Here is a 25,477-nt window from a genome sequence, read left to right on the forward strand (position 1 = left end):
CTCAGGCGCGCGCGTCGCTCTTCGGGCGCGCGATGCGCACGATCTCCGGCACCCGCCGCACGCCGCGCATCACGCGCGCGAGGTGCATGCGGTCGCGCACCTGCACGGTCAGGTTCATCGCCGTGTACAGGCCGCCCTGCTCGTTGTCCATCGACACGTTCTGGATGTTGCAGTCCGCGTCGGCGATCGCGCTGGCGACGCGCGCGAGCACGCCGCGCACGTTCTTCGTCAGCACGCGGATCGTGACGTCGAACAGGCGGTCCTCGCCGGCCTCCCACTCGACATCCACCCAGCGCCCGCGGTCGCCGCGCACCTTCGAGGCCACCGGGCAGTCGTGCAGGTGCACTTCCAGCCCCTGGCCCTTGCGGATCACGCCGATGATCGGGTCGCCGGGGATCGGCTGGCAGCAGCGCGCGAGCTGCACCGCGATGCCCTCGCTGCCGCGGATCAGGATCGCACCGGCGGGCTTCGGCTTGATGACGTCGGGGCGGCCGGACTCCTGGTCCTGCGCCTGCGCGAGGCGCCGCGCGACGATCGCCGGCAGTCGCCGCCCCAGGCCGACGTCGGCGAACACGTCCTTCTTCGAGCGCACGCCGCGGTCGCGCAGGAAGCGGTCCCACGCGAAGGTGCTGATCTGGCCCAGCGTGAGGCCGTGCGGGCGCAGCGCCTGGTTGAGCAGGCGTTCGCCCAGCGTCACCGATTCCTCCTGCTGCGCGCCCTTGAGGAAGTGGCGGATCTGCGCGCGCGCCTTGCCGGTGCGCACGTACGCGAGCCAGGCCGGGTTGGGGTTGGCGTGCGCGGCGGTGATGATCTCGATCTGGTCGCCGTTCCTGAGCTCGGTGCGCAGCGGCATCAGGTCGCCGTTGATGCGGCAGGCGACGCAGCGGTTGCCGATGTCGGTATGCACCGCGTAGGCGAAATCGACCGGCGTCGAGCCCTTCAGCAACGACAGGATGCGGCCCTTGGGCGTGAACACATAGACCTCACCGGGGAAGAGGTCGATCTTCACGTGCTCGAGGAATTCGGTCGCCTCGCCCGAGGTCGATTGCAGCTCCAGCAGCGACTGCAGCCACGAGTGCGTCTTCTGCTGCAGCTCGGTGAGCGTCTTCTCGTCTTCCTTGTACAGCCAGTGCGACGCGACGCCGCTCTCGGCGATGTGGTGCATCTCGGCGGTGCGGATCTGCACCTCGACCGGCGTGCCGAAGGGGCCGATCAGCGTCGTGTGCAGCGACTGGTAGCCGTTCGCCTTGGGGATCGCGATGTAGTCCTTGAACTTGCCCGGCACCGGCTTGTACATCGAGTGCAGCGCGCCCATCGCGAGGTAGCAGGCCGGCACGTCGCGCACGATCACGCGGAAGCCGTAGATGTCGAGCACCTGCGAGAAGGACAGGTGCTTCTCGGCCATCTTGCGGTAGATCGAGAACAGGTGCTTCTCGCGCCCGCGCACTTCGGCGGCGATGTGCCACTGCGGCAGCCGCTCCTCGATCGACTGCAGCACCTTGCCGACGACCTCGCGCCGGTTGCCGCGCGCCGCCTTGATCGCGCGCGACAGCACGCGGAAGCGCATCGGGTACTTGTGCTCGAACGACAGTTCCTGCAGCTCGCGGTACAGGTTGTTGAGGCCCAGGCGGTTGGCGATCGGCGCGTAGATCTCCAGCGTCTCGCTGGCGATGCGGCGCCGCTTGGCCGGGCGCACGCATTGCAGCGTGCGCATGTTGTGCATGCGGTCGGCGAGCTTGACCAGGATCACGCGCAGGTCGCTCGCCATCGCCAGCAGCATCTTGCGGAAGTTCTCGGCCTGCGCCTCTTCCTGCGAACGGAATTCGATCTTGTCGAGCTTGGAGAGGCCGTCGACGAGCTCGGCGGTGGTCTTGCCGAAGCGCTCGGCGATCTCCTGCTTGGAGATGTGGGTGTCCTCCATGACGTCATGGAGGAGCGCGGCCATCAGCGCCTGCGGGTCGAGGTGCCAGTCGGCGACGATGTCGGCGACCGCGACCGGGTGCGAGATGTAGGGGTCGCCGCTGATGCGGAACTGCCCCTCGTGGGCGCTCGCGGCGAAATGGTAGGCCGCCTCGACGCGGCCAACGTCCTCCGGCTTCAGGTAGGTCGCCAGCTTCGCCTTGAGTTCGGCGAAGTCGAGCGACAGCACGCTCGAGGCGGGAGGACGGAAAGGTTCGGGGGCGGGAACCGCAGCGGCTGCTTCCATGACGGCACGACTCCCGGCTCCCCGTGCGGGGATCAGGCCTGCCCGCGGTTTAGGACTTCCAGGCCGACCTTGCCGGCGGCGATCTCGCGCAGGGCGATCACGGTCGGCTTGTCCTTGTCGCTCTTGTCGATTTCGACCTGCGGCGTCGAGCCGATCGTGATCTGGCGGGCGCGATAGGTCGCGGCCAGGGTCAGCTGGAAGCGGTTGGGGATCTTTTTGAGGCAATCCTCGATGGTGACACGAGCCATGTTTCAGTCCTGTTCAAGAAAATCGAAGTACTGCTGGTGCCGCACGCGCTGGCGCCCGTAGCGCAGCCGCGACGCCCGCACCACCGCGACGAGGTCGCCGATGGCGTTTTGCAGATCGTCATTCAGTATAACGTAGTCGAATTCCCCTACATGCCGCATCTCGCCGCGCGCGCCCAGCAGGCGCCGGGCAATCACCTCCTCGCTGTCGGTGCCGCGGCCGCGCAGGCGCGACTCGAGCTCTTCCACCGAAGGCGGCAGCACGAACACGCCCACCGCGTCGGGGAAGCTCTTGCGCACCTGCTGCGCGCCCTGCCAGTCGATCTCGAGCAGGATGTCGCGCCCGGCGGCGATCTGGTCCTTCAGCCAGACCCTGGACGTCGCATAGTAGTTTCCATGCACCTCGGCCCATTCGAGGAACTCGCCGCGGTCGCGCAGCGTGCGGAAGGTGCCGACGTCGACGAAGTGGTACTCGCGCCCGTCCTGCTCGCCGGGGCGCGGCGCGCGCGTGGTGTAGGACACCGACAGGTGCATCTGCGGGTCGCGCTCGAGCAGCCCGCGCACGAGGGTCGTCTTGCCGGCGCCGGACGGCGCAGTGATGATGATCAGGGTACCGGGCATGGATTTCGCACGCCGCGTCGCCGAAGACGCGGCCTCCGTGGTTCGCTGGTGGTCCGTTGCCGGCACGCGCCGGCCTCGCCGTAAGGGGAATCGTCATTGTGCCAGCCGCCGTGACGCGACGCCAAACCCCGCATGGCAAAGGCTGATGTCCCCCGGCGAAAACCGCCCCGGATGCACCCGGATCGACTATCGTGCACACCATGTCCCGCTACCGCCACGTCATTTCCCGACTGCTCTGCGTACTCGGCCTGAGCGCGCTTGCGGGCGCCGGCGTCGCCGCGGAAGCGCCGCCCCTGCCCGCGCTGGGCGCCAGCCTCGACCGGCTGACGGTGTCGGGCGTCTCGTCGGGGGGCTACATGGCGGTGCAGTTCCAGGTCGCCCATTCGGCGCTGGTGACGGGTGCCGGCATCCTCGCCGCCGGCCCCTACGACTGCGCCGCGGGCAGCGTGTGGCGGGCGCTCAACAACTGCATGAACCCCGGCAGCGGCGCCCGCGCGCCCGACGCCGACACCACCTTCGCCCGCGTGCAGGCGGCCGCCGGCGCGCAGCGCATCGATCCCGCCACCGGACTGCAGGACGACCGGGTGTGGGTGTTCGCCGGCGGCGCCGACCGCACCGTCGAACGCCCCGTGGTCGACGCCCTGCTCGCCTTCTACCGGCGCGTGCTGCCCGGCGACGCGATCCGCTTCGTCGCGGTCGGCGAGGCCGGTCACGCGATGATGTCGATCGCCGATCCGCAGCCGAACGCCTGCGCGACCTCGGAGCCGCCCTTCATCAACCGCTGCGGCGACCTCGACGCCGCGGGCGAACTGCTCGCGCATCTGCTCGGACCGCTCGCGCCGCGCAGCGCAGCCCCCGCCGGGGAGCTGCTCGCCTTCGACCAGCGCCCCTTCACCGGCCGGGCACCGATCGACCTGAGCCTCGCCGACCGCGGCTACGCGTACGTGCCGGGCGAATGCCGCAGCGGCGGGTGTCGCGTGCATGTCGCCTTCCACGGCTGCCGCCAGGGCGAGGCCGAGGTCGGCCGCCGCTTCGTCGACGGCGCCGGCTACAATGAATGGGCCGACAGCAACCGGCTGATCGTGCTGTACCCCCAGGTCCGGCCGCGCAACGGCTTCGCCTGGGGATCGCTGCGCTGGGTGTATAACCCGAAAGGCTGCTGGGACTGGTGGGGCTACGCGGACCCCGACTACGCGACTCGTAACGGCGGACAGATCAAGGCGGTGCGGGCGATGCTCGAACGCCTCGCCACACCCCTGCCGCCCTCGCCGGAGCGCTGAACGACATGGACGCCCACGAGCTGCTCGGCCTCGCGCCGGGCGCCAGCGCGCACGACATCAAGCGCGCCTTCCGCCGCCTGGCGATGCTGTGGCACCCGGACCGCAACCCCGACCCGCATGCGCTGGAGCATTTCAAGGCCCTGCGGGCGGCGTACGAAACCCTGCTGGACGGCCTGGCGGCGGGGAGCGACGAAGCGCCCGCCGCGAGCGATGACGATGCCGAGCCGGCGGACGAAGGCCGCGACGCAGCCGGCGGCACGCGCGGCGCGGACCGTCACCATGACCTCACGCTCACGATCGAGGCGGCCTTCCACGGCGGCGAACGCACCATCGACGTCGGTGACGAGGGGACCTGCGACGCGTGCGACGGCAGCGGCGAGGAAGTGCTGCGCCATACGCGGCTGTGCGCGCACTGCCACGGCACCGGCCGCGTGCATGGCCGCACCGGCCTGGTCGCATGCCGGTACTGCGCGGGCCGCGGCTACCTGACGAAACAGGCCTGCCCGAGCTGCCATGGCAGCGGGCGCCAGCGCACGCTGCGTCCGGTGATCGCCCACCTGCCGGCCGGCCTGCTCGATGGCGATGAAATCCGCGTCGCCGGCGCGGGGGATCCGGTTGCCGGCGCCCCGTCCGGCGACCTGATCCTGCACATCCGGCACCTGCCGCACGCGCTGTATCGGCTCGAGGGCCGCAACCTGGTGCTGGAACGGCCGGTCAGTGCGCTGCGGATGCTGATCGGGGGAGAACTGGCGATTCCGCTGCCGGGCGGCACGCGCACGCTCAGGCTGGAAGCCGGCACTGCGGCCGCCCGCACGCTGCGGGTCGCGGGAGCGGGCTTTCCGGGACGCAAGGGGCAGGCGGCGGGCGACCTGATCGTGCATCTGGTGCCGGTGCTGCCCGAGGCGCCGGATGCCGGGATGCGCGGACTGCTCGAACAGCTCGACACGCTCGTCACCGCGAATCATTCCCGCCACCTGCCGGATGTGGCACTCTGGGAAGCGCGCTGGCTGCACGACACGCCGGACGTCCCCTAGGGCGCTCGCGGAGACGGCCAGGCAACCCGCGCGTGCCGCGTTCAGGCGGGCAGACGGCCCGCCCCATCACCTCAACTGCACTCCATGATCCTCGACATCGACTTCGTCTCCGACTTCATCTGCCCCTGGTGCTTCCTCGGCAGGACGCGTCTCGTCCGCGCGCTCGAACAGGTCCGCGCCACCCACGCGGACCTCGAAGTGCGCGTGAACTGGCTGCCCTTCTTCCTCAATCCGGACACGCCCGCCGCGGGCGAGCCCTATCGCCCCTACCTCGAGGCGAAATTCGGCGGGCGCCGCGGCGTCGACGAGATGCTCGGCCGCATCGCCGCGGCCGCCGCGCCCGATGGCCTGCAGTTCGCGTTCGACCGCATCGCGACGCGCCCCAACACGCTCCCCGCGCACCGCCTGACCTACCGCGCGCAGTCGCAGGGGCACACGGCGGCGCAGATCAACGCCCTCGGCGAGGCGCTGTTCGCGGCGCATTTCCAGCAGGGGCGGGACATCGGCGACATCGCGACGCTGGTCGACATCGCGGCCGAGACGGCGGGGGACGACCGCGAGGACGTCCAGGCCTACCTGGAGAGCGACGAGGATGCGGCGACGGTCCGGCGTATGGCGGGCCAGTTGCAGAAGCAGGGCGTCAACGGCGTGCCCTTCTTCATCTTCAACCGCCGCCTCGCGGTCTCCGGCGCGCAGACCCCCGCGGTGCTGGGCGCGGCAGTCCTGCAGTCTCTGCAGAACGCCTGAACGCGGCGGAGCGCCGCCGGCTCAGTGCGCCGGCGTGGGCGGTGCCGCGGGATGCACCGGCAGCACCGCCGGCGGCTGCGCGGGCGTGCCGTCCCGATTGACGCTGTGGCAGCGGTAGCAGTTGCGGTGCGTGATGAAGGCCACGCGGTCGTGGCACTTGCCGCAGAACTGCCCGCGGAAGATGTCCTCCATGCGGATCTTCGTGCTCCCGGCCTTCTCCGCGAACGGATCGGGGTGGCAGTTCTTGCACGCCAGCCATTCGGTGTGCGCGCGGTGCGGGAAGCGCACGTTGGGCATCTCCTTGGTGTTGCGCAGGATCACGTCGAGGTCGAGCGGCGGCTCGCCGTCCTTGCCGTCGATGCGCTGACGCGGCTGGATCAGGCCCTGGCGCAGCGCGGTCATCCAGTCGACCTTGCCGTCGCGGTCGCGCGGCAGGTCGCTCAGCGCCTCGTCGGCGCGCTGCAGGCGTTCGTACGCGGGACTCGCCGGATCGTAGAACTCGCCGGCGGGGGCGCGCTGCTGCCCGCCGACACGCGGCGCGGGCGCGGCGGCCGGCTTCTCTTCCGCATCGGGCGGCACTTCCACGGTTTTCAGTGCGGCGCCGGCGTAAGGCCCGGCGGCATACAGCACGGCCGCGACGCACAGGCCGGCCAGACCACGCAAGATTCGTTTTCCCATCAGATCACTGTCCATCCATCCTGCCGCGCCTGCACGCAAGTTCGGCGCCAACCGCATGCCCCTGCCGGCGGGGTCCTTCCCCGCCCGGGCGCACGCAGCGGCACGTTCGGCGCGCATTCTGCCCCCTCCGCAGCAATCCGGCCACAGCAGAATCGTGCAGCCGCGGTCCGGTGCGACCGCCGGCACCGTGCGACCCGGTATCGGTACGACGACACGCCGGCCGTGCCGTTCCCGCGGCCGGGAATCGCGGACGCCGCGCGGGCACCCGGCGCTATACTCCCCGCATACGCGCCGCCGGGGCACCGCCTGCGGCCGCAACCTGCCACTCGTGGAGAACCTGACGGCATGACACACGCACTACAGCGGCTCGCCGCGACCCTCCTCGGCTGCGTCCTGTTCCCGGCGGGGACGGCGCTGGCCGAAACGCTCGGCGACGTCTCGACGGTCTGGAAGCTGATCGGCCCGAACCACAAGATCGTCGTCGAGGCCTACGACGACCCGCGCGTCGAAGGCATCACCTGCTACGTGTCGCGCGCGAAGACCGGCGGCCTGTCGGGCGCCTTCGGCCTCGCCGAAGACGTCGCCGAGGCCTCGATCGCGTGCCGCCAGGTCGGACCGATCCACGTCGCGAAACCGCTGCCGCTCAAGGAGGAAGTGTTCTCGGAGCGGCAGTCCATCCTGTTCAAGCGCCTGCAGGTCGTGCGCATGGTCGACAGCAAGCGCAACGTGCTCGTCTATCTGACCTATTCGGACAAGATCATCGAGGGCAGCCCACAGAACAGCGTCACCGCGGTCGCGGTGGACCGCGCCACGCCGATTCCCGTACGCTGAAATGCAAAGGGCCGCGCGAAAAGCGCGGCCCCCTGGTGCATCCCGGGCCGCACACGGGTGCGGCCGCCACGGATCACTTGCCCACGCGCACCGCGCTGGCGAAGATGATCTGGTCGAACTTGCGGTTCAGCGAGGTGCTGGTGAAGTTCGTCATGACCATGCCGTCACCCCAGCTGACCGTGTCGCCGGCCTTCGCCTCGGTGACCGGCGCGGCGACCCACACGGTGGCGCCGTTCTGCTGCACTTCGAGGTAGGTGTAGCCGCCGCCATTCACGACGCTCTTCACCTGACCGCTGCTGCCGGCCGGCGCGGCGGCCTGCGCGGCCGGCTGCTGCATGCCCTGCATCGGCGGATGCTGGCCCATCGCCTGGCCGGCCATCGGCTGCGTACCGTGCGGCGCCACCCCGGTCGGCGACGACCCGGCGGGACCCCAGGCGTTCACGAACAGGATGCGGTCGAACGTGCGGTTCAGCGACTTCGACGCGAAGTTCGTCATCACGGCCGAATCGCCCCACTGGACGGTGTCGCCGGTCTTGACTTCGATCTGCCCGCCGGCGATCCACACCTTTTCGCCGTTGGCCGCCTCGACCTCGGCATAGGTGTAGCCGCCGCCCTGCAGCAGCTGCACGACCTTGCCGGAATTCGGCGTGGCGGCGGAGACGGCTGCAGGCGCCGCCGGAGCGGCGGGCGCAGCGACCTGGGGCGCCGGGCTCGGGGCGGCGGCCTCTTCTTTCTTGGAACATGCAGCAAGGCCGACCGACGCGGCAACAGCGACCAACAACCAGGCTTTCACAGGAACTCTCCGAAAACGTCACGGCCGATTAGCCGTGGAAGCGCGGATTCTATCACGCGAAAAAAATCCCATTCGACTGGATCGTAACCAATTTTCCACAGCGGGGCAGTGACTTACGCAGCCTGAACTGGGGAATTTCACCCCCTCGCGCAGCGCCCCGCCGCGGCCGTGCGATAATTGCGTTTTCAGGCAATCGAAGCCGATCTGTGCATCGGCCGCCTGAGCGGTCTACGTACCGCATTGTTTCACGGACGGGACGCCCTCGTGCATCCCTTTTAAGCCCCGGCGACTTCCGCACCGGGGCGGCTGTGGCGTCGCGCCGCGCGCGTCGTCATGAAGGAATCGGGAGAGTAGGAATCATGTTCGATCCGCATTGCGCCGGACGGCGGCGCATGCTCGCCTCCATCGGGGGCCTCGTCGCGGCCGCCTTCGCGCCGCCGGCGCTGTCCATGCCGGGCAACTCGCGCACGCCGCTGCCGGGCGACAAGCTGGAAGCGGTGGGCCAGCTTCCGCCTGCGCCCGCAGCCCTGCGCCGCGTGCTGGAGCCGCTGCGCGGCAAATCCGTGCTGGTGAATTTCTGGGCGACCTGGTGCGAACCGTGCCGCACGGAAATGCCCGCGCTCGTCAGCCTGACCGAATCGGAACCGGGCCTCGCGCTCGTCACCGTCGCAGTCGCCGACCGTGCGGACGAGGTGCGCCGCTTCTTCGAGGACCACCTCGTCGACCCGCCGTTCGTGAACGATCCCGAGCAGGTCATCTCGCGCGCATGGGACGTGCGCTACCTGCCGACCACCCTGCTCCTGGACGCCGCCCATCAGCCGCAGCTGCGCGTGCGCGGGGATCTCGACTGGCATCACGACAGCGTGCGCGCGCGCATCCGCAGCGTCACCGCGAATCGTTCGGCCAAGGCGTGAAACGGAGACCATCGACAATGAACCGCAGGAATTTCCTCAGGACCTCCGCGATCGCCGCGAGCCTCGCGCTGCCCGCGTGGAGCCGCGCAGCGCTGCCCGTCGCGCCCGCCTTCACGCCGCGGCCGGAGAACGGTTGGCGCGTGTTCGAGCTCGTGACGCGCGTCGAGCCGGTCGCGACGGACGGCCCCACCCAGGTGTGGATCCCGCTGCCGACGGTGGCCGAAAGCGACTGGAGCCGCCCGGTCGGCAACGCGTGGACCGGCAATGCCAGGGAGATGGTGCTCGCGACCGACCCGGTCTACGGCGCAACGATGCTGCACGCGACCTGGCCGGTGGCGACCGACGTCCCGGTGGTCGAGGTCGTAAGCCGCTGCGCGACGCGCGACCGCGCCGTCGACCTCGCGCATGGCGGGCGCGTGCCGCAACTCGCCGCGGCCGAGCGCGCGCTGTACACGCGGGCGACCGCGATGCTGCCGACCGACGGCATCGTGCTCGACACCGCGCGCGAGATCACGCGCGGCGCGAAGAGCGACGAGGACAAGGCGCGCGCGATCTACGAGTGGATCGTCGCCAACACCTTCCGCAACCCCAAGACGCGCGGCTGCGGCCTGGGCGACATCCGCGCGATGCTGGAGACCGGCGACCTCTCCGGCAAGTGCGCCGACCTCAACGCGCTGTACGTCGGCCTCGCGCGCTCGCTGGGCCTGCCGGCGCGCGACGTCTACGGCATCCGCGTCGCCGATTCGCGCTACGGTTACAAGAGCCTGGGCAAGAGCGGCGACGTGTCGCGCGCGCAGCACTGCCGCGCCGAGGTCTGGCTGGAGCACGCGGGCTGGGTGCCGATCGATCCGGCCGACGTGCGCAAGGTCGCGCTCGAGGAGCCACCGGGCAACCTGCTGCTGTCCGATCCGAAGGTCGTCGCGGCGCGCAACACGCTGTTCGGCGCGTGGGAGATGAACTGGCAGGCGTACAACTTCGGCCACGACATCCGCCTGCCGGGCAGCGACGGCCCCGACGCGCCCTACCTGATGTATCCGCAGGGCGAGAACCGCGACGGCCGCTTCGACAGCCTGGACCCGGCGAACTTCCGCTACACGCTGACGGCACGCGAAATCACCGCGGCGTGAGCCGCGCGACGGTACGGGCCCGGCGCGGAACGGCCGGGCTTGCTATCATCGTCCGCATGAAAGCTTCCCTCTGCGAGCAGCTCGACATCCGCGGGCTGCGCTACAACGTGCGCCACTGGGGCAGCGCCGATGCGCCAGCGGTGTTCTTCCTGCACGGCTGGATGGACACCTCCGCGACTTTCCAGTTTCTCGTCGATGCGCTCGCGCACGACTGGCACGTGATCGCGCCCGACTGGCGCGGTTACGGCGCGAGCGAATGGCTCGGCCGGCCGTACTGGTTCCCCGATTACTACGGCGACCTCGACGCGCTGCTCGCGCACTATTCGCCCGACCGCCCCGCGCGCCTCGTCGGGCACAGCATGGGCGCGGCGATCTCGTCGGCCTACAGCGGCGTGCGCCCGGACCGCGTCGCGCAGCTCGTGATGATGGATTTCCTCGGCCTGACCGCGACGGCCGAAGACGATGCGCCCGCGCAGCTCGCCGGCTGGCTCGACAACCTGCGCAAGGAGCAGCCGCTGCGCGGCTACGCGGACCACGACGCGTTCGCGCGCCGGCTGCAGCTCGCCAACCCGCGGCTCACCGGCGCGAAGGCGGCCTTCCTCGCACGCCACGTGTCGCGCACGCTGCCCGACGGCCAGGTGACGATGGCCGGCGACCCGTGGCACAAGGTGCCGTCGCCGGTGCGCTACCAGGCCGGCGACGTGATGGCGGCCTGGCGCGGGATCAAGGCGCCGGTGCTGATGATGCTCGCCGACAAGGGCTACGTCGCCGAGCGCTTCGCCGACGCCCCCGCGGAGATCGAGCGCCGCCTCGCCTGCTTCGCGGACATGCGGCGCGTGACGATCACCGACTCCGGCCACAACCTGCAGCACGACCAGCCGGAGCAGGTCGCCGCGGCGATAGAGGCCTTCCTCGCACGCGACTGAGGCCCATGTCCGGCGGCCCTCTCGTGACGGCGCGACCGTAGGGCGGATGAGCCGAAGGCGTTATCCGCCGCATGGGACTCGCCGCCCGCGGACATACGGCGGAAGGCGCTGCGCTTTTCCGCCCTACGGTGCTACGGTCCGCTGATCCCGATCCGGCTCAACGCATCTCGCCGCGCAGCCCGGCGACCGCCGCCTGCAGGCTTTCGGGCGTGGCCGCCTCGGCTGCGACGGGCAGGCCGCCGACCACCTCGATGCGGCTGAAGAAACCGCGCCGCAGCGGCCGGCTGAAGGCGGGGCCGTCCTTGCGGCTGAAGCTGCTGCCCCACAGGCCGCGCAGCGCGAGCGGCACGACCGGCACCGGCGTGCGCGCGAGGATGCGCGTGACGCCCGAACGGAAGGGCTTCAGCTCGCCGTCGTCGGTGATGCGCCCTTCGGGGAAGATGCCGACGAGTTCTCCCGCTTCGAGCGCGCCGGAGACCTCGTCGAAGGCGCGCTCCATCATCGCCGCGTCCTCCTTCGCCGGGGCGATCGGGATCGCGCGGCTCGCGCGGAACACGAAGGACAGCACCGGCCAGCGGAAGATCTGGTGGTCCATCACGAAGCGCACCGGCCGGCGCGAGGCGGCCATGATCACGAGCGCATCGACGAAGCTGACGTGGTTCGCGACGAGCAGCGCCGGCCCCTCCTCGGGGATGTGCTCGATGCCCTGCGCGCGCAGCCGGTACACGGTATGCACGAGCAGCCACACGATGAAGCGCACGAGGAACTCGGGCACCAGCGTGTAGATGTAGAGCGCCACGGCGGCATTGAGCACCGCGGTGATCAGGATCAGCTGCGGGATCGTGACGCCCGCCGCGAGCAGGCCCGCGCCGAGGCCGGCGGCGACGACCATGAAGAGGGCGTTGAGGATGTTGTTGCCGGCGATGATGCGCGAGCGGTGCGCGGGGTTCGAGCGCGCCTGCACCAGCGCGTACAGCGGCACGATGAAGAAGCCGCCGAACACGCCGATCATCACCAGATCGACGAGCGCGCGCCAGGTCGCGGGGGCGCCCAGCACCGCCGCGAGCGGCAGCGGGTCGCCGGCGTGCGCGGCCGCGGGGCTCGCGAGCCACAGGTCGAAGGCGAACAGCGACAGCCCGATCGAGCCGAAGGGCACGAGGCCGATCTCGACGTGCTTGCCGGAGAGCTTCTCGCACAGCAGCGAGCCGGCGCCGATGCCCACCGAGAACAGCGCGAGCAGCAGCGTCACCGCGTGCTCGTCGCCGCCCAGCACGTCCTTCGCATAACCGGGGAACTGCGACAGGAACAGCGCGCCGTAGAACCAGAACCACGAGATGCCGAGGATGGAGAGGAAGACCGTGCGGTTCTCGCGCGTGAAGCGGATGTTGCGCCAGGTTTCGGTGAGCGGGTTCCAGTTGATCTTCAGCCCGGGGTCGGCGGCCGGCGCGGGCGGGATCCGGCGGCACGTCAGGTAGCCCGCGACGGCGACGGCGATCACCGCGGCCGACAGCCACGCCGCGCCGCCCGGCAGCGCGATCGTCACGCCGCCGGCGATGGTGCCGAGCAGGATCGCGATGAAGGTGCCGGATTCGACCAGCGCGTTGCCGCCGACGAGTTCCTCTTCGCGCAGATAGACGGGCAGCACCGCGTATTTCACCGGCCCGAAGATCGTCGAATGCACGCCCATCAGGAAGAGCGCGGCGAACAGCAGCGCCAGCGAATCGAGCGCGAACGCCACCGCCGCGAGCGCCATGATGGCGATCTCGAAGAGCTTCACGAAGCGGATCAGGCGCGTCTTCTCGAACTTGTCCGCGAGCTGGCCGGAAGTCGCCGAAAACAGGAAGAAGGGCAGGATGAAGAGGCCCGCGGCGAGGTTCACGAGGACGCCCGGCGCGAGCGTCGTGAAGCGCGCCGCCTGGAAGGTGATCAGCACCACCAGCGCGTTCTTGTACAGGTTGTCGTTGAAGGCGCCGAGGAACTGCGTGAGGAAGAAGGGCAGGAAGCGCCGCTCGCGCATCAGCTGGAATTGGGTCATTTCGGGGAACTCAGTTCGCGGTCCGGTGAAGGTGGTCGGGAGTGTAATGCGGGCAGGCCGATGCTTGCGGATCAGGCCGCTTCCGCCCACCGCTTGAGCGTCACGTAGTCGATCTTGCCGGTACCCAGCAGCGGCAGCGCGTCGACCGGCACGATCTTGCGCGGCACCGCGAGCTCGGGCACGCCCAGTTCGCGCGCCGACGCGAGGAGGTGCTCGCGGGATAGCGCGCGATCGCTCGTGAAGAGCACCAACGCCTCGCCCTTAGCGGCGTCGGCCTGCGTCGACACGGCGTGCTGCGCGGCGGGGACGCTCGCGGCGGCGAGCTTCTCGACCGCTTCGAGGCTCACCATCTCGCCGGCGATCTTCGCGAAGCGTTTGACGCGCCCGACGATGCGCACGAAGCCGTCGTCGTCGATCGTGACGACATCGCCGGTCTCGTACCAGCCCTCGCCGGCGTCGGACGACGGCGGCTGCAGCACGCCGGGGCGATCGACCCTGAGGTAGCCGCTCATCAGGTTCGGGCCGGACACGTGCAGCAGGCCGCCCTCATTGATGCCCGGCACCGCCACGAGACGCGCCTGCAGGCCGGGGAGGAACTGGCCGACGGTGCCGCTGCGGTAGGCCATCGGCGTGTTCACCGCCATCACCGGCGCCGTCTCGGTCGCGCCGTAGCCTTCGAAGATGCGGATGCCGAAGCGCTCGAACCACAGCTGGCGCACCGGCTCGGCGAGCTTCTCGGCGCCGGCGATGACGTAGCGCAGGCGGTAGAAATCGTAGGGGTGGGCGAAGCGCGCGTAGTTCGCGAGGAAGGTGCTGGTGCCGAGCAGCACGCTGCAGCCGCGGTCGTAGGCGAGTTCGGGGATCACGCGGTAGTGCAGCGGGCTCGGGTAGAGGAAGACGTTCGCGCCCGAGAGCACCGGCAGCAGCCCCCCGGCGGTCAGGCCGAAGGAGTGGAAGAGCGGCAGCGCGTTGAGGATCTTGTCGTCGACCGAGAAATCGACCACTGCGCGGATCTGCGCGATGTTGGCGAGCAGCGCGCGGTGCGACAGCACGACACCCTTGGGCTTGCCTTCGGAGCCGGAGGTGAAGAGCACGACCGCCGTGTCCTCGGGCGAACCGATCGAAGTCGCCGCACGCGGGAAACGGATCGCCCACAACATCAGCCACAGCTTGTCGGCGAGGCCCATCTTTTCGCGCAGGTCTTCGAGATAGACGAAGCGCACCTCAGTGCACACATCACTGAGCGCCGCGAGCTTGTCGCCGAGCTTCGCCTGCTCGACGAAGGCGCGTGACGTGACGATCGTGCGGATCTGCGCCGCCGTGCACGCCGCCTGCATGCCGTCGGGGCCGGCGGTGTAGTTGAGCATCGCCGGGATGCGGCGGAAGGCGGTGAGGCCGAAGACGAGACCCAGCGTCGGCGCGAGGTTGGGCAGCAGCAGGCCGACGTGCTCGTCCGGCGCGGACTCCTTCGCGACCAGGCGGCCGAGCGCGAGCGCCATCCTGATCAGGTCGCCGTAGGAGTATTCCTCCTGTTTCAGGTCCTCGACGAGGCGGCGCGAGCGGCCGTGGATCGACGCGGCGTCGAGCAGCGCCTCGAACAGCGTCTGCTGCGGGCGGCTCGCGAAGATCATCGCCTGCATGATGCGGCGCATCGCCTCGCCCGCGCGGCGGCGGCGTTCGCGCGCGGTGGGCGCGACGGGCAGGTCGATGCGGGTGACCGGGTGGATTGTCAGCGACAGCTGCGGGAAGAGCCGCCTCGGAAAACGTCCGCCCATGCGCGAAAACCAAGTGCGCGCGGCGCCGTCGATCTTCACCGGCAGGATCGTCGCGCCGGTGCGCGCGGCGACGAAGGCCGGGCCGTCGTAGGTCTTCATCAGGCTGCCGGTGGTCGTGATGCGCCCTTCGGGGAAGATCACGACGGGACGGCCGGATTCGAGCAGGCGCACGACCTTCTTCATCGCCATCGGGCTCGTCGGATCGACCGCCAGGTAATCGACGAGCGTGAGCATCAGACGGAACCAGCGGTTGTTCGCGACCGTGGTATGCACGACGAACACCGGGTCGAGCGGCAGGAAGAGGCCCAGCAGCAGGCCGTCGAGGAAGGACTCGTGGTTCGCGATCACGAGCAGGCGCCCGGCTGCGGCGGGTGCCGTGCCGATCACGCGCACGCGGAACAGCACGCGGGCGAGGCCGCGGAGCACGAGTTTGAGGAGCGGTCGGAGCATGGTCGGGTCTCGTCGTTCGCGGGTCGAAACAGGCAGTTCAGCGGGCGGGCGCATTCGGTGACGGCGCGTCAGGCCAGGACACGTCGGGGCGCTTCAGGTCGCGGAACGCCGCCATCAGCCACGAGCGCATGCCGATCACCAGCGTGTAGGGGCGGCGGTCGGCGGGCGCGAGCTTCTGGTCGGCAATGTGCTGCTGGGCGAAATCCTGGCCGACGCGCGCGAGCCGTTCGCGGAAGGAATGCGCCAGCCCGCGGCCGATCTGGCCATGCACCACCATCAGCATCTCGGATTCGCCGTCGAAGCCGCCGGCGAAGTAGTCGTCGATGACCTCGCCCCGGAAGTACTGCATCACCGGTCCGTGCGGACGCCAGCGGAAGCCCTTGGCGACCTTGAGGTGGTAGCGGTTGCCGGGGCGCAGGTCGATCACGCCGAGGCGGTCGAGGCGGGTCAGGTGCTTGACGACCTCGGCCTCGCCCATCTGGTAGGTCGCGACGATCTGCTCGGCCGTCCAGTGGCTCAGGCAGCAGATCGCGACGAGCAGCAGCTTGCGGTCACCGACGACGGCCTTCTCCTGCGCGAGCGAGAGTTCCGCGAGCAGCGGCTCCTTCTCCGCGACGCTGCGCGCGAGGTCGGCGAAGTCGAGGTTCAGCGCACGGCAGATCGCGTCGATGCGCGACAGCGGCATGTCGCCGCTCGCCGAGAACATGCGCTTGACGCTCGATTCGGCCATGCCGAGGCGCGCCGCGAGTGCGGCATAGGTGAGACCGGCGGCCTTGAGTTCGGTTTTCAGCGCGGCGACCAGGTCGGCAGTGGTGCTCATGGGGGTTGTCCGTTCGGGATTGGCGCCAAGACTATCCGCATGGCGTGCGCAGCGCGAGCGAATGTCATCAAGTATCGCAAAATGATACTTTCGGCACACTCCCATCGCATCCGATATCGTCACGCAGCGCTTCCCGGCGCAATTCCCGAATATGGGACTCAGGCTCGGGAATGGTGCGCAGATCGGCGTTCGCATGCGGGGATCCCGGGTTCCCGACGCGGACGGTCGATGAAATCGATTCATCATGCGGCCGCGGCGGATCGCCCCTGTTTTCGCGCTTCCAGGACTTTCAGCACGGCGCGGCGCGCGCCGGCCGCGCAGGAAATTGGTATCTACCTGTTGCATCAGACGTTTTTGCCCTGTTCCGGCACGCCCGTTGCTTGGTTTAATATCGCTAACGCCGGGGCTCCGGACGCAGTTGTTGAACCACTTTTCCGGGGACCATCGGATGAGGAAATTCTCGCGCCTTCTCTCGTGTCTTGTGACCGCCGTGCTGGCCGGCACGGTCGGTCTTGCCTCCGCGGGGGAGTTCGACACCACTGTCGACATGCGCGCGACCAGCGCGACGACCTTCTACGTCGAAGGGCGGATCGCGGGGCTCGGTGACGTGGACCTGATGGTCGACACCGGCTCCGGCTACATGACGATCAACGAGGACATGCTGGCGCAACTCGCACAGGCCGGCCGCGTGCGCTATGTGAAGGACTTGCGCGGCAGGCTCGCGAACGGCAGCGAGCTGACCGTGCCGGTGTATGCGATCGAGGCCGTGAGCATCGGCGGCGGATGCTGGCTCAAGGATGTCGAGGCGGCGGTCTTCCCCGGCGCCACGCGCGCCATCCTCGGACTCAACGCCTTGCAGCGGGCAGCGCCGTTCATCTTCTCGTTCGAGCCGCCGCGCCTGGTGCTCAGCAACTGCCTCACCGCCACCGCCGCGAACGTGTCGGGCGACACCGCCGACCTCGCCGCCTTCGACAACTGAACCGAGGCAAGAAAAAGCCGGCACCTCATCGGGCGTGCCGGCTGTGGCGCATCGGACGCTGTGCGTCCGACACCGGTCCTGTCGGTGAGCTTACGGCGTGAACTGACTGTTCTCGGGATAGAACGCGTTGGGATTACCGCTGCCACGGTCCCACATGGATCCCCTGTGGGGCGCCTTCTCCGATACGGTCTCGAACGCCGAGAATTCGCTGATCGGCTGGTCCGTCGGCCGCACTTCGACGTACTGCTCGGCGCGGTACGCGGGCCTTGCCTTCAGTTCGTCCGCGCTTGCGCTCAGCCGCAGCTTCCCATCCTCATAACGCATGCTGTCGAGCGGCACGGTGATCTCCTTGTCGCCCAAGCCGAGCCCGCTTGCAGCGACCACCGCCTGGATGCTTTTCTCCTGACGGCTCTGCACGACGGTCTTGACCGTGCCGATGGTCTCGCCATTGGCCCCGACGACTTCGGTGCCGCGCAACTGGCTCGGGGTCATCGTCTGCAACTGCCCCGACATCCCCATCTGCGAACGCATCTGGTGTCTGGCGGGGCCCTCTCCGTAGGTGCCCGCCATGGCCCCCACCGGGACCGCAACGAGTGCTGTGATGGCAACGGCCAGCATTGACTTCCGCTTCATGGAACTCATGGCATCCTCCTGCCTGATGGTCCAAGTGTCTCGTCCGTACTTGGGAACGAGTGTCCGGTATCGACCCGAACCGCAGCCTGGCTTCGACCTACCCGGGAAGACTCGGTTACGGCGATTAGATCGATAAGCCTTCGAACGATCGAAGCCTGCCGAGTTCCGGTGCGTGCGCCGGGGGTCGCTAGCGCAGGGCCGACGCGGGCGGTAACAAATTGTTTCCCTTCGGCGCGAGCTCGGGCGGACGGAAGCGGCGGGTCACAGGGACAGGAGCCACTCGATCAGGTTCTCGATGTCCTCGCGCGGGGCCGTGACGATCTTGTGGCTCTCCTCATGCCCGTCAGGAAACGTCACCGCGCGCCCGGAGGTGAGATGGTGGAGCAAGGTGGCCTGCGCGTCGTCCTTCCCCCGGTACTTCGCGGCGACCTCGCGATAGGGCGGCCCGTCCTTGCGTTTGTCGATGGCGTGGCACTTGAAACAGGCGCTCTGACGCGCAAACGTTTGCGCCGCGGCGGCATCCATCGCACGGACCGGCACCGATGCGACACCCAGGGCCGCGGCCGCGAACGCAGCGGGAAGCCACCTTCGCGGGTGACGGGAATCAATCATTCTGACCAGCTCGCAGGATGGGAGCCCCCTCTCGTTTCCAGCTCTTCCGGCGGAAGCAGCCGCCCAACGCCCGCCGCAGCGAGGAGGAAGCGCTGCAGACCGGCGGCCAGCGAAATGCTGCCCGCTACTTCTTGACTTGAGCCTGGCTGGCGAAGAAATGCGCGACCGCGTCCAGTTCGTCGGGCGTCAGCCCCCGGAACGCATCGTCCATCAGGAAGACGAACTTGCGCTTGCCCGACACGAATGCCCTGGTTTCCCCCAGCATGTAGTCGAGATCCTGGCCGGCCATCAGCGGCGCATCGTGGTCCGATCTGCGGCCCGCATCCGGGTGGCACTCGGCACAGCGTTTGCCGTGAATGACATTTCCCTGCGCGACTTTCTGCGGATCGACCGCCTGAGCGGGACGCTGCGCGGTGCTCTGGGCGTAGAACTGCGCCACGGCCGTGATGTCCGCCGGGGACCACGTCTTCGGCACGTGGTTCGCGACGCCGGTGGCGCGGCCGCCGTCCGCGAGGCCGGCAATTTCCTGTTCGAGGTAGTCGGCCAGCTGGCCGTTGAGGTGCGGCGTCTTCGCGGCCCTGCTGACACCTGCCGGCCCGTGGCACTCCGCGCAAGGCGTGGTCAGGGATTGAACGTCGGGCGCCGCGGCGCATGCCGCACTGGCGAACAGTGCGCTGAACGCGACGGCAACGATGGGGGTGCGCATGGATCTTCCTTCCAGGTTCGCAGAGTGGGGGCGCGCGGAAGTATAAGCGGATAAACCCACCGCGAATGAGGTTATCGCGCCGCCGGCGCGCGCGGACCGCGGCTCAGCCTCGGGCGGTCGACGCCCCCGCCCTGCCGCGTGCGAGAAGGCTGCCGACGGTCTCCTGCAGGTCCGCCGGCAGCACGACGACCTTGGCGCTCTCGGACGAGCCCATGCGCTCCATGGCGGCGATGTATTTCTCGCCCAGCAGGTACATCATCGGGCCGGGCTGCTCGCCGACGGCGGCGGCGACGCGGCGGATCGCTTCGGCGGAGGCTTCCGCGAGCATCACCTGGGCGTTGGCGTCGCGCTTGGCGGATTCGAGGCGCGCCTCGGCCTCGAGGATCGCGGCCTGCTTCTCGCCTTCGGCCTTGGTCACCGCCGCCTTGCGTTCGCGCTCGGCGGCGGCCTGCATTTCCATCGCGCGCTGCATCGACTGCGACGGCTTGATGTCCTGGATCTCCACCGACTTCACGGTGAGGCCCCAGTCCACCGCCTCGTCGGCGATGCTCTCGCGCAGGCGCGCCTTGATCTTGTCGCGCGAGGACAGCGCCTCGTCGAGCTCCATCTCGCCGACGATGGAGCGCAGCGTCGTCATGATCAGGTTGCGGATCGCCTCGGCGAAGTCGGTGACGCCATACACGGCCTTCACCGGGTCGGTGACCTTGATGAAGGCGATCGCGTTGGTGACGATCACCGCGTTGTCGCGCGTGATCACTTCCTGTTCCTGCACATCGAGGATGATGTCCTTGGTGACGAGCTTGTAGGCGACGCGGTCGAGGTAGGGAATGATGATGTTGAGGCCGGGCTTGAGCGTGCCGTGGTATTTGCCCAGGCGCTCGACGATCCATTCCTCGCCCTGCGGCAGGATGCGCACGCCCTTCGCGAGCGTGACGACGACGAAGACGAGTACCGCGATGACGAAGATCAGACTGCCGCTCATGAATTCTCCTCAGCTCAGGCTTTGACGACTTTCAGGAAACTGCCTTCGACGGCGACGACGCGCACGCGCTCGCCGGCGGAAATCGGGCTCTCGGCGAGGCACACCCACTCCTCGGCGCCGAGCAGCGGGCGCTGGAAGCGCACCCGCCCGCGCTCGAAGGGGGCGACGGCACCGACCAGCAGGCCGACTTCGCCGATGACCTCGCCGTCGGCGGTGCCGATGCGGGTCTTGTGGAAGCCCGGCTTGAACACGCGGAACCACAGCGCGACCATGGCCAGCGACAGGACGGTCCAGGCCGCGAGCTGGGCCGTCAGCGACAGCCCCGGCGCGATGAAGAGCACCAGCGCCATCGCGAGCCCCGCGACGCCGAACCAGATCACGAAGAAGGACGGCAGCGCCAGTTCGGCCAGGATCAGCGCGATGCCGACGACGGTCCAGTGCCACCATTCGATATTCATAGCCTCCTCCTCGCCGGCGATTGTAGCGGGATGTCATCACGGTGTGCGCCCCCCGCGTCGGGTCCGATGCACGCGGTCGCGACCGATTGCACACCGCCGGCGCAGGAGGATCCGGAAAGGCGCGCGAGGCAGTTGACCGCGGCGCCGTTTTTCACCAGACTGCTTGCGCGCATCAGTCATCGCGTGGTGTTTCGTGCTCGAAGTCCTCTGGTACTCCAGTCCGTCATTCCCCGATCGCGATTGTCGCAACTCTGGGCAAACGCCCCTTATTTAAACTTTGATTTGGGAAATTCAGAAAATGGCAACTGGTACCGTCAAGTGGTTCAACGACGCCAAGGGCTACGGCTTCATCACCCCGGACAACGGCGGCGAAGACCTCTTCGCGCACTTCTCCGCGATCCAGGGCAACGGCTTCCGCAGCCTGGCCGAAGGTCAGAAAGTGCAGTTCGACGAGACCTCGGGCCCGAAGGGCAAGCAGGCGGGCAACATCCGCCCGCTCTGATCCGCTCCGGCAGGATCTGATCGAAGAAGCCCGGCATTGCCGGGCTTTTTGCTTTGTGTGCGCCGTCAGCGCGTGTACCGGAAGGGGGATACCGCCGGTGCCGGCTGCGGGGCACGCGCGGCGCCGCTCAGGCTCCTGCGCGGGTCGACCGGGGCGGGCGTTCCTGCGGCGAAGCCCGGCGCGGCGTTCGCGTTCGCAGTGGTCTGCGCGGTGGTGCTGAAGGCGCGGTCGGCGACGAACTGCCAGTCGGCATAGGTTTCCACGCCCTCGAACTCCATCCACTCGGCCGGGAAACGCGCGCGCTTCAGCGGCGTGTCGCGCGACTGGCTGTACACGCCGACGATGCCCCCGTCCGCGCCGCGGATCAGCCCCCAGTCGGTGCTGCGCGTGATCGGGTCGGCGTACAGGCGGCGCAGGTGGTGGCGCGGCTTGGGGCTGCGCTGGTCGGTGAGCAGATCGTCCAGCCGCTGCGGGAAGCGTTTCAGGTCGGGCGAGGTCTCGTAGTACAGCCGCAACGCATGCGCGTACTGCGAGCCGACCCACAGCAGCTCGCGCTCGCGGGCGCGCAGGCTGGCCGTCGACCACAGCTGCGCGGTGCCCACCAGCGCCAGCGTCATCATCACGACCAGCACCAGCACGCCGATGTAGGTGAAGCCCCGCTCGCGCACATGGACGTCCGGCGGCACGGCTACCACTCCGAGTAGGGGGTCCCGTCGCGCCCGTTGCCCTCGGCGCCGCTGCGCACGTTGCCGACGCTGCCGCCGGCGCCGCCCTGCGGAGGCACGAGCACCCAGGAGTCGCTGCGCTGCGTGATGGGGTCGACCGGGACGCTGCGCAGGTAGCGCTTGTCGACGAGGGCCTGCAGCGAGTCGGGATAGACGCCGGTGTCGCCGTAGTAGTGGTCGAGCGCGTCGCGCATGACGGTGAGGGACTGGCGCAGCGCCGTGTCCTCGGACCTTTCGAGGCTGCCGAAATAGCGCGGCGCGGCGATCGCGAGCAGGGTCGCGATGATGGCCATCACGACCAGCAGCTCGATCAGCGTGAAGCCGGCCCGGGATTTGCGCGGGGTGTCCATCTCGGATCTCACCATTGGCGATAGGGGACGCCGTTCAGCCCGTCGCCGGACGAGAGCGGATAGACGTCGAACACGTCGGCGCCCGCGCGGGGACTGTCGGGCGGGCTGTCGTAGCTGCGCAGGCCCCAGGTTTCCTCGGGCCGCAGCTTCGGGTCGGCGAAGGGGTCGCGCGGGACGCTGCGCAGGAAGTAGATGCGCTTGCCTTCGGCGCTGCGCACGTCGCGCACGCCATCGACCAGCACGCGCAGCGTCGGCGGGTAGCCGGTGGCGTCGGCGAGCTTCTCGATCTGGCCGGAGTCGGCCGCGAGCTTGTAGGCGTCGATGGCGTCGCGGATGCGGTACAGCGCGCTCTTCAGTTCCTGCTCCTTGCCGCGGCGCACGACCGTCTCGGTGAGCGGCGCGGCGATGCTCGCGAGCAGCGCGACGATCGCCACCGTGATGACGACCTCGACGAGGGAGAAGCCGCGTTCGCGCCGCATCACCGCTCCCTCAGGGCTTCGTGCCCAGCGTGAGCGCGGCGGGCAGCGGCACGGGAACCGGGCGGTTGCCCTCGCCGAAGGCCGACACGCCGGTCACCCGGAGTTCCGCCGGCGCCGTGCTGCCGGGCAGCGCGGCCACGCGCAGGCGCACCAGCGCGCCGTCGCCGCGCGCGCCCCGCGCCGCGGTACGCGACAGCGCGACGAACATGCGCCCGGTCTTTTCGTCGATGCGCGGCGCGAAGGAGGTGACGGCGCCGTCGGCGTTCATCACGTCGCCCTCGGTCACGGCGACGACCCGCAGCGCCGCCGGATCGTAGGCGAACTGCAGCGTCGCGGCGCCGAGCGGCTGGGACACGTCCGCGCGCAGGATCACGTCGGTTTCCTCGCCCGGCTTGAGGCTGGCGGGCGCCGTCCACGACAGGATGGCGGCCGCGGGCGACGCGAGCGCGCCCGGGGCGTCGCTGGCGACCGCCGCCGGCGGCGCGAGGGCGGCGACCGCCGGCGTCGGCACGGCGCCTTGCGGCGTGGCACCCGCGGCCGGCGGCGTCGCCCCGCGCAGCATGTCGGTACGCGACCGCAGCGCCGCTTCGGTCCCCGACGGGTATTCGATGTCCTGCGGGTTCATGTAGGGCAGGTTGCGCACGATGCGCGGCGTGATCGACAGGACCAGCTCGGACTTGCCGATGGTGTCCCGGTTGCTGCCGAAGAGCCGCCCCAGGCCGGGGATGTCGCCCAGGCCCGGGATGCGGTTGCCGGTGACGTCGTGGTCGTCGCGCACCAGGCCCGCGAGCACCTGGGTCTCGCCGTCCTTCAGGCGCAGCGAGGTCGCGGCATTGCGCGTGTCGACCTGCACGGGGATGGTGCCGTTCTTGGTCGGGCTCAGCGCCGTGGCCTTGCTGACTTCCAGCCCGATCTTGATCAGCACCTCGTCGTCCAGATGCACGGTGGGCTCGACTTCGAGCTTGAGGCCGACCTCGAGGTACTGGATGCTCTCGGTAATCACCGGCCCCTGCGTCGAGGGCGTGGAGGTGGCGCTGACGACCGGCACGCGCTGGCCGATGTGGACGCGCGCCTTTTCCTTGTTGCTGACGCGGATCACCGGGTTCGCGAGCGTATTCACGTCGCTGTCGTTGGCGTTGATGCGCAGCTCGGGGGACGGGCCGACGGTGATGCGGCTGCCGTTGATGTTGTTGTAGTCGGTCAGCACGCCCGGGGGGCCGCCGAGGTCGGGACGCAGCAGGCCGAAGGTGCTGGGCCACTGCAGGCCGAGGTCGAGGATGCGCTGGCGCGACACTTCCATCACCTGGACTTCCAGCACGACCTCGGGCTCGGGCAGCCCCTGCGCGGTGAGCAGCTTCTCGGCGAGGCGCACCGCGTCGGGCGAGTCGCGCATCGTCAGCGTGTTGAGGCGTTCGTCGATGAACACGTCCTTGCTCTTGAGCAGGGTCTTGAGCATGTTCATCGCCGTCTTCGCGTCGGTGTTGGCGAGGTGGAAGGTGCGCAGCGTGAGATCCTGGTAGTCGCGCTGCTTCTGCGGCGTGTCGGGGTAGATCATCACGGTGTTGTCGCTGATGATCTTCTGCTGCAGCTGGTTCTGCAGCAGCAGCAGCTCGACGGCCTGCTCGACCGGGACCTGGCGCACGAACAGCGTCGCGCGGAGATCGGGCTTGACGTCCTTGTCGAACAGGAAGTTGATGCCGGCGGTGCGCGACAGCACCTCGAAGATCTGCCTGAGGTTGCCGTCGCGGAACTCCAGCGTCACCGGCGCGGCCATCTTCGTGCGCAGTTGCGGATAGGACTGGACGGTGCGCGAGCGGATGTCCTCGATCTCGCGCCTGAGCGCCAGCGCGCCCTCGTGGCGCGAGTCGAGCGCGAGCACCTGGCGCACCTGGCGGTCGGCGCCGTCGACGTCGCCGCGGCGCAGCGCGGCCTGGGCCTGGCGCACGATCTCGCCGGCATTGCGCAACTGGTCGAGCTGACGCAGGGCCTCGGTCGCACGTTCGTTGGCCGGCTCGATCCCGAGCACGCGCTCGTAGCCGCGCGCGGCAGCGTTGTAGTCGCGCATGCGGCGGGCGCGGTCGGCGTTGGCCAGCAGCGAGGCGATCACGCGCTGGCGCTGCGTCGTCTGCGCCACATGGACGGCGGGGTTGCGCGGCTGTTCGCTCACGGCCTGATCGAGCTTGGCCAGCCCTTCCTCGTAATGCCCCTCGTCGATCAGGCGCATGCCATCGCGTTGCAGGGCGTCGGAGGCACAGCCGGCGAGCGCCGAGGCCAGCACCAGGATCGCGACATGGGGGACAACTCGGCCGAACACGGTATCCGTCTTCATGGTTTGCTTCCCACGGGCAAGGTTTGGGTCATGTTGAGAGGAAGATAGACAAGCGTCATCGTGGTGTCCGTGATGCGTTGCACTTTGTAGTTGCCATCCAGCACATCACCCTCGGTGACGGTGTAGGGACGCTCGCCGCGCACGAGGAAGACGCGCACGGAGCTGCCGTCGGCGAGCTTGCCGAGATATTCGTAGGGGACGGGGGGTGCGACCGGCACCGGCGGCGGCGCTGGCGGGGCC

At 69.3% G+C, this 25,477-nt stretch carries 26 protein-coding genes and 1 pseudogene; 9 read left to right on the forward strand and 18 right to left on the reverse strand.

The features are described 5' to 3' along the window. Position 1 precedes the first annotated feature (1 nt). Genes GPA22_RS13415 through gmk form a run of 3 tightly spaced genes read right to left on the reverse strand, consistent with a single transcriptional unit; the run spans position 2 to position 3,072 of the window. Positions 2–2,206, reverse strand: coding sequence for a RelA/SpoT family protein (locus GPA22_RS13415; RefSeq protein ID WP_169256560.1), 2,205 nt, complete (start codon positions 2,204–2,206; stop codon positions 2–4). A gap of 32 nt (positions 2,207–2,238) precedes the next feature. After that, complete coding sequence (gene rpoZ / locus GPA22_RS13420) at positions 2,239–2,454, reverse strand: DNA-directed RNA polymerase subunit omega (protein WP_169256561.1); 216 nt, start codon at positions 2,452–2,454, stop codon at positions 2,239–2,241. Positions 2,455–2,457: 3 nt separating this feature from the next. Next, entirely contained in the window at positions 2,458–3,072 is a 615-nt protein-coding gene (gmk, locus tag GPA22_RS13425) for a guanylate kinase (RefSeq protein WP_169256562.1), read from the reverse strand. A 200-nt stretch (positions 3,073–3,272) separates the two neighbouring features. Here gmk and GPA22_RS13430 point away from each other — a divergent pair, with 200 nt between their 5' ends. The 3 genes from GPA22_RS13430 (at position 3,273) to GPA22_RS13440 (ending at position 6,133) form a co-directional block, all read left to right on the forward strand. Beyond that, a complete protein-coding gene (locus tag GPA22_RS13430) occupies positions 3,273–4,352 on the forward strand; it encodes an extracellular catalytic domain type 2 short-chain-length polyhydroxyalkanoate depolymerase (RefSeq protein ID WP_169256596.1) in 1,080 nt (359 codons plus the stop codon). A gap of 5 nt (positions 4,353–4,357) precedes the next feature. Continuing rightward, positions 4,358–5,386 (forward strand): DnaJ C-terminal domain-containing protein, encoded by a 1,029-nt coding sequence (locus GPA22_RS13435; protein WP_169256563.1) that lies wholly within the window; start codon positions 4,358–4,360, stop codon positions 5,384–5,386. Positions 5,387–5,470: 84 nt separating this feature from the next. After that, a complete protein-coding gene (locus GPA22_RS13440; protein ID WP_169256564.1) occupies positions 5,471–6,133 on the forward strand; it encodes a DsbA family oxidoreductase in 663 nt (220 codons plus the stop codon). Between the two features lie 21 nt (positions 6,134–6,154). On the opposite strand, the gene GPA22_RS13445 is transcribed toward GPA22_RS13440, so the two are convergent. After that, complete coding sequence (locus tag GPA22_RS13445; RefSeq protein WP_246264349.1) at positions 6,155–6,811, reverse strand: c(7)-type cytochrome triheme domain-containing protein; 657 nt, start codon at positions 6,809–6,811, stop codon at positions 6,155–6,157. Positions 6,812–7,156: 345 nt separating this feature from the next. Between GPA22_RS13445 and GPA22_RS13450 the strand changes: the two genes are divergently transcribed. Next, a complete protein-coding gene (locus GPA22_RS13450; protein ID WP_169256565.1) occupies positions 7,157–7,642 on the forward strand; it encodes a CreA family protein in 486 nt (161 codons plus the stop codon). A 73-nt stretch (positions 7,643–7,715) separates the two neighbouring features. Here the strand turns inward: GPA22_RS13450 and GPA22_RS13455 are convergent, their stop codons facing one another. After that, complete coding sequence (locus GPA22_RS13455; RefSeq protein ID WP_343036048.1) at positions 7,716–8,435, reverse strand: hypothetical protein; 720 nt, start codon at positions 8,433–8,435, stop codon at positions 7,716–7,718. A 359-nt stretch (positions 8,436–8,794) separates the two neighbouring features. Between GPA22_RS13455 and GPA22_RS13460 the strand changes: the two genes are divergently transcribed. From GPA22_RS13460 to GPA22_RS13470, 3 genes are read left to right on the forward strand one after another with little or no spacing between them, the layout of a single operon-like run. Then, a complete protein-coding gene (locus GPA22_RS13460; RefSeq protein ID WP_169256566.1) occupies positions 8,795–9,349 on the forward strand; it encodes a TlpA family protein disulfide reductase in 555 nt (184 codons plus the stop codon). A gap of 17 nt (positions 9,350–9,366) precedes the next feature. Then, positions 9,367–10,476: a transglutaminase-like domain-containing protein gene (locus tag GPA22_RS13465; RefSeq protein WP_169256567.1), complete on the forward strand. Its 1,110-nt coding sequence runs from the start codon at positions 9,367–9,369 to the stop codon at positions 10,474–10,476. Between the two features lie 56 nt (positions 10,477–10,532). Beyond that, on the forward strand, positions 10,533–11,402 hold the full coding sequence (locus GPA22_RS13470; protein ID WP_169256568.1) for an alpha/beta fold hydrolase: 870 nt from the start codon (positions 10,533–10,535) through the stop codon (positions 11,400–11,402). Positions 11,403–11,559: 157 nt separating this feature from the next. On the opposite strand, the gene GPA22_RS13475 is transcribed toward GPA22_RS13470, so the two are convergent. The 3 genes from GPA22_RS13475 to GPA22_RS13485 form a co-directional block, all read right to left on the reverse strand. Continuing rightward, a complete protein-coding gene (locus GPA22_RS13475; protein ID WP_169256569.1) occupies positions 11,560–13,437 on the reverse strand; it encodes an MFS transporter in 1,878 nt (625 codons plus the stop codon). 71 nt (positions 13,438–13,508) lie between these two features. Next, positions 13,509–15,662 carry a bifunctional acyl-ACP--phospholipid O-acyltransferase/long-chain-fatty-acid--ACP ligase gene (aas, locus tag GPA22_RS13480; RefSeq protein WP_169256570.1) on the reverse strand — a complete coding sequence of 718 codons (2,154 nt, stop codon included), beginning with the start codon at positions 15,660–15,662 and terminating at the stop codon, positions 13,509–13,511. A gap of 37 nt (positions 15,663–15,699) precedes the next feature. After that, positions 15,700–16,482, reverse strand: coding sequence for a helix-turn-helix domain-containing protein (locus tag GPA22_RS13485; RefSeq protein WP_169256571.1), 783 nt, complete (start codon positions 16,480–16,482; stop codon positions 15,700–15,702). Positions 16,483–16,930: 448 nt separating this feature from the next. Between GPA22_RS13485 and GPA22_RS13490 the strand changes: the two genes are divergently transcribed. Continuing rightward, positions 16,931–17,461: a retropepsin-like aspartic protease gene (locus GPA22_RS13490; RefSeq protein ID WP_169256572.1), complete on the forward strand. Its 531-nt coding sequence runs from the start codon at positions 16,931–16,933 to the stop codon at positions 17,459–17,461. Positions 17,462–17,551: 90 nt separating this feature from the next. Here the strand turns inward: GPA22_RS13490 and GPA22_RS13495 are convergent, their stop codons facing one another. The 5 genes from GPA22_RS13495 to GPA22_RS13515 all read right to left on the reverse strand — a co-directional run bounded on the left by GPA22_RS13495 (position 17,552) and on the right by GPA22_RS13515 (position 20,852). After that, entirely contained in the window at positions 17,552–18,103 is a 552-nt protein-coding gene (locus GPA22_RS13495) for a PRC-barrel domain-containing protein (protein ID WP_169256573.1), read from the reverse strand. Positions 18,104–18,355: 252 nt separating this feature from the next. After that, entirely contained in the window at positions 18,356–18,706 is a 351-nt protein-coding gene (locus GPA22_RS13500; RefSeq protein WP_169256574.1) for a c-type cytochrome, read from the reverse strand. A 124-nt stretch (positions 18,707–18,830) separates the two neighbouring features. Continuing rightward, the gene (locus tag GPA22_RS13505) at positions 18,831–19,412 is read right to left on the reverse strand and encodes a c-type cytochrome (RefSeq protein WP_169256575.1); all 582 of its coding nucleotides are present in this window, start codon (positions 19,410–19,412) and stop codon (positions 18,831–18,833) included. A gap of 103 nt (positions 19,413–19,515) precedes the next feature. Continuing rightward, positions 19,516–20,394, reverse strand: coding sequence for an SPFH domain-containing protein (locus tag GPA22_RS13510; protein ID WP_169256576.1), 879 nt, complete (start codon positions 20,392–20,394; stop codon positions 19,516–19,518). 14 nt (positions 20,395–20,408) lie between these two features. Then, entirely contained in the window at positions 20,409–20,852 is a 444-nt protein-coding gene (locus GPA22_RS13515) for an NfeD family protein (protein ID WP_169256577.1), read from the reverse strand. Between the two features lie 298 nt (positions 20,853–21,150). Here GPA22_RS13515 and GPA22_RS13520 point away from each other — a divergent pair, with 298 nt between their 5' ends. After that, positions 21,151–21,354: a cold-shock protein gene (locus tag GPA22_RS13520; protein ID WP_169256578.1), complete on the forward strand. Its 204-nt coding sequence runs from the start codon at positions 21,151–21,153 to the stop codon at positions 21,352–21,354. A gap of 65 nt (positions 21,355–21,419) precedes the next feature. Here the strand turns inward: GPA22_RS13520 and GPA22_RS13525 are convergent, their stop codons facing one another. From GPA22_RS13525 to GPA22_RS13545, 5 genes and pseudogenes are all read right to left on the reverse strand, one after another. Beyond that, positions 21,420–22,040 carry a type II secretion system protein gene (locus GPA22_RS13525; protein WP_211169111.1) on the reverse strand — a complete coding sequence of 207 codons (621 nt, stop codon included), beginning with the start codon at positions 22,038–22,040 and terminating at the stop codon, positions 21,420–21,422. A gap of 2 nt (positions 22,041–22,042) precedes the next feature. Then, the gene (locus tag GPA22_RS13530) at positions 22,043–22,429 is read right to left on the reverse strand and encodes a type II secretion system protein (protein WP_169256579.1); all 387 of its coding nucleotides are present in this window, start codon (positions 22,427–22,429) and stop codon (positions 22,043–22,045) included. Between the two features lie 8 nt (positions 22,430–22,437). Beyond that, complete coding sequence (locus GPA22_RS13535; RefSeq protein ID WP_169256580.1) at positions 22,438–22,908, reverse strand: type II secretion system protein; 471 nt, start codon at positions 22,906–22,908, stop codon at positions 22,438–22,440. A gap of 10 nt (positions 22,909–22,918) precedes the next feature. Next, positions 22,919–25,237, reverse strand: a complete 2,319-nt coding sequence (locus GPA22_RS13540; protein WP_169256581.1) for a secretin N-terminal domain-containing protein — start codon at positions 25,235–25,237, stop codon at positions 22,919–22,921. Continuing rightward, positions 25,234–25,477, reverse strand: a pseudogene (locus GPA22_RS13545) (secretion system X translation initiation factor); the annotation flags it as partial. The pseudogene GPA22_RS13545 and the gene GPA22_RS13540, both read right to left, overlap by 4 nt.

It is taken from the genome of Aromatoleum toluvorans, assembly GCF_012910905.1.
Lineage (GTDB): Bacteria > Pseudomonadota > Gammaproteobacteria > Burkholderiales > Rhodocyclaceae > Aromatoleum > Aromatoleum toluvorans.

What these genes read in the sequence shown, in the direction of transcription:
- GPA22_RS13460 (WP_169256566.1), top strand. Translation starts at nt 8,795, where the DNA reads ATGTTCGATCCGCATTGCGCCGGACGGCGGCGCATGCTCGCCTCCATC.
- gmk (WP_169256562.1), bottom strand. Translation starts at nt 3,072, where the DNA reads ATGCCCGGTACCCTGATCATCATCACTGCGCCGTCCGGCGCCGGCAAG.
- GPA22_RS13510 (WP_169256576.1), bottom strand. Translation starts at nt 20,394, where the DNA reads ATGAGCGGCAGTCTGATCTTCGTCATCGCGGTACTCGTCTTCGTCGTC.
- GPA22_RS13520 (WP_169256578.1), top strand. Translation starts at nt 21,151, where the DNA reads ATGGCAACTGGTACCGTCAAGTGGTTCAACGACGCCAAGGGCTACGGC.
- GPA22_RS13500 (WP_169256574.1), bottom strand. Translation starts at nt 18,706, where the DNA reads ATGATTGATTCCCGTCACCCGCGAAGGTGGCTTCCCGCTGCGTTCGCG.
- GPA22_RS13495 (WP_169256573.1), bottom strand. Translation starts at nt 18,103, where the DNA reads ATGAGTTCCATGAAGCGGAAGTCAATGCTGGCCGTTGCCATCACAGCA.
- GPA22_RS13505 (WP_169256575.1), bottom strand. Translation starts at nt 19,412, where the DNA reads ATGCGCACCCCCATCGTTGCCGTCGCGTTCAGCGCACTGTTCGCCAGT.
- GPA22_RS13470 (WP_169256568.1), top strand. Translation starts at nt 10,533, where the DNA reads ATGAAAGCTTCCCTCTGCGAGCAGCTCGACATCCGCGGGCTGCGCTAC.
- GPA22_RS13435 (WP_169256563.1), top strand. Translation starts at nt 4,358, where the DNA reads ATGGACGCCCACGAGCTGCTCGGCCTCGCGCCGGGCGCCAGCGCGCAC.
- GPA22_RS13430 (WP_169256596.1), top strand. Translation starts at nt 3,273, where the DNA reads ATGTCCCGCTACCGCCACGTCATTTCCCGACTGCTCTGCGTACTCGGC.
- GPA22_RS13485 (WP_169256571.1), bottom strand. Translation starts at nt 16,482, where the DNA reads ATGAGCACCACTGCCGACCTGGTCGCCGCGCTGAAAACCGAACTCAAG.
- GPA22_RS13515 (WP_169256577.1), bottom strand. Translation starts at nt 20,852, where the DNA reads ATGAATATCGAATGGTGGCACTGGACCGTCGTCGGCATCGCGCTGATC.
- GPA22_RS13490 (WP_169256572.1), top strand. Translation starts at nt 16,931, where the DNA reads ATGAGGAAATTCTCGCGCCTTCTCTCGTGTCTTGTGACCGCCGTGCTG.
- rpoZ (WP_169256561.1), bottom strand. Translation starts at nt 2,454, where the DNA reads ATGGCTCGTGTCACCATCGAGGATTGCCTCAAAAAGATCCCCAACCGC.
- GPA22_RS13535 (WP_169256580.1), bottom strand. Translation starts at nt 22,908, where the DNA reads ATGCGGCGCGAACGCGGCTTCTCCCTCGTCGAGGTCGTCATCACGGTG.
- GPA22_RS13540 (WP_169256581.1), bottom strand. Translation starts at nt 25,237, where the DNA reads ATGAAGACGGATACCGTGTTCGGCCGAGTTGTCCCCCATGTCGCGATC.
- GPA22_RS13530 (WP_169256579.1), bottom strand. Translation starts at nt 22,429, where the DNA reads ATGGACACCCCGCGCAAATCCCGGGCCGGCTTCACGCTGATCGAGCTG.
- GPA22_RS13415 (WP_169256560.1), bottom strand. Translation starts at nt 2,206, where the DNA reads ATGGAAGCAGCCGCTGCGGTTCCCGCCCCCGAACCTTTCCGTCCTCCC.
- GPA22_RS13445 (WP_246264349.1), bottom strand. Translation starts at nt 6,811, where the DNA reads ATGGGAAAACGAATCTTGCGTGGTCTGGCCGGCCTGTGCGTCGCGGCC.
- GPA22_RS13475 (WP_169256569.1), bottom strand. Translation starts at nt 13,437, where the DNA reads ATGACCCAATTCCAGCTGATGCGCGAGCGGCGCTTCCTGCCCTTCTTC.
- GPA22_RS13465 (WP_169256567.1), top strand. Translation starts at nt 9,367, where the DNA reads ATGAACCGCAGGAATTTCCTCAGGACCTCCGCGATCGCCGCGAGCCTC.
- GPA22_RS13450 (WP_169256565.1), top strand. Translation starts at nt 7,157, where the DNA reads ATGACACACGCACTACAGCGGCTCGCCGCGACCCTCCTCGGCTGCGTC.
- aas (WP_169256570.1), bottom strand. Translation starts at nt 15,662, where the DNA reads ATGCTCCGACCGCTCCTCAAACTCGTGCTCCGCGGCCTCGCCCGCGTG.
- GPA22_RS13440 (WP_169256564.1), top strand. Translation starts at nt 5,471, where the DNA reads ATGATCCTCGACATCGACTTCGTCTCCGACTTCATCTGCCCCTGGTGC.